Consider the following 1,688-nt stretch of genomic DNA (forward strand, 5'->3'; position numbering starts at 1 on the left):
GATCAGGTTCCCCTCGGCGTCGAAGACCCGGACCGAGCCGCCGCCGGGGTTGGAGATGACCGGCGGCAGGTGCTCGCGCACCGCCACCGCGGCCACCTCGTCGACCTGCCGGGCGGCGCTCTCCCGGACGTCCCGGGTCAGGTTGGCCTGCAGCACGCCGAGCAGCGCCATCGCCGTGCCGCCCAGCGCCAGGGCCACCACGGCGGTGGCGGCGAAGGTCGCCCGGGCCCGCACCGAGCGCGGCACCAGGCGGCGCAGGGCGCGGCGCAGCTGCAGCGCCCGCGTCCGGCCGGTCGGCGGCCGGTCGACCGGCGTCCGGCCGGCCGCTTCCGGGTCGGTCACCGCCGGGTCAGCCACCGTCCACCGCCAGCCGGTAGCCGGCTCCGCGCACCGTTCCGACCGCGCTGCGGCCGAACGGGGCGTCGATCTTCCGGCGCAGGGCGCTGATGTGCACCTCGACGATGTTGGGGTCGCCGTCGAAGGCGGAGTCCCAGACGCTCTCCAGGATCTCCCGCTTGGACACCACCCCGCCGGACGCCCGCGCCAGGCACTCCAGCACCGCGAACTCCCGTGTGGTCAAACGCACTTCGGTACCCGCCCGGGTGCAGGTCCGGCGGGACGGGTCGATCGACAGGTCGCCGAACTCCAGGGTCTGCGGCAGCCGGCGCCCGGTGCGGCGGACCAGGGCGCGCAGCCGGGCGACCAGCACCACGTACGAGAAGGGCTTGGAGAGGAAGTCGTCGGCGCCGGTGTCCAGGGCCTCGGCCTCGTCGAGTTCGCCGTCCTTGGCGGTGAGCATCAGGATCGGCGTCTCGTCACCGGCCGCGCGCAGCCGGGAGCAGACCCGGTAGCCGTTCAGCCGGGGCAGCATGATGTCGAGCACGATCACGTCGTAGTCGTGCTCGGTGGCCAGCCACAGCCCCTCCTCGCCGTCGTGGGCGAGGTCGACGGCGAAGCCCTCGGCCCGCAGCCCGCGCTGCAGCGTGGCGGCGAGCCGCCGTTCGTCCTCCACCACCAGTACCCGCATGGCAGACAGCGTCGCAGGTGTCCGGCGCGGCGGGCGGGGCGGCTTCAGCCTGGCTTCAGGCGGGCGGCTGCATGCTGGGCGCCCGGCCGGACGGGATCGGTCCCCGGCCGCTTTCCCACGAGGGGGTCCACCCAGATGTCCGCACCGCAGTCGCCCGAGCCCGAGTCCGAGTCCGAGTCCGAGTCCAGGCCCGCGTCCGCAGCCGCAGCCGCAGCCGCGCCCGCAGCGTCCGACGCGGCCGAAGCGGCCGACCTGACCAAGCCGGCGCTGCCGGAGTCCGGGTCGGCCGCGGTCCCTCGTCCGCGGCGGTCGTGCTGGGCGTGGCGGCCGTCGGCGCGGGCGTCGCGCTGGAGCGCCACCACGACCGCTCGGTGCCCGTGTTCGACCGCGCCCACGTGCTGAAGGGCCCGGTCCGCGCCCCGGGCGTCCCCGGGCTGCCGGGCGGCGGGGCCGGCCCGCTGGTGGTCCGCGGCGAGGACGGCTCGGTCGAGGCCGTCCTCGGCGGCCGGGCGCTGCCGCCCGGCGCCACCGTCGTGCAGGGCGGCCGTGCCGAGGACGGGAGGCTCGCCCCCGCCGCGCTGCCCGCCGTCCCCGCCGACCAGGCCCTGGCGAAGGCCGCCGCGGCCGTTCCGGGCGGCAAGGTCGCCGCCCTCGCGGTGGT

The 1,688-nt window shown here is 77.1% G+C and carries 1 protein-coding gene and 2 pseudogenes; 1 reads left to right on the forward strand and 2 read right to left on the reverse strand.

Translation table 11 applies throughout. The features are described from left to right. Both ACFUEL_RS39420 and ACFUEL_RS39425 read right to left on the reverse strand, forming a co-directional pair. Positions 1-342 (reverse strand): annotated as a pseudogene (locus tag ACFUEL_RS39420) (hypothetical protein); the annotation flags it as partial. A 7-nt stretch (positions 343-349) separates the two neighbouring features. Then, positions 350-1,027 carry a response regulator transcription factor gene (locus ACFUEL_RS39425; protein WP_380242999.1) on the reverse strand — a complete coding sequence of 226 codons (678 nt, stop codon included), beginning with the start codon at positions 1,025-1,027 and terminating at the stop codon, positions 350-352. A 320-nt stretch (positions 1,028-1,347) separates the two neighbouring features. On the opposite strand from ACFUEL_RS39425, the pseudogene ACFUEL_RS39430 reads away from it, so the two are divergent. Continuing rightward, positions 1,348-1,688: pseudogene (locus tag ACFUEL_RS39430) on the forward strand (hypothetical protein); the annotation flags it as partial.

The sequence above is a fragment of the Kitasatospora sp. NPDC057198 genome (assembly GCF_042670125.1).
GTDB lineage: Bacteria > Actinomycetota > Actinomycetes > Streptomycetales > Streptomycetaceae > Kitasatospora.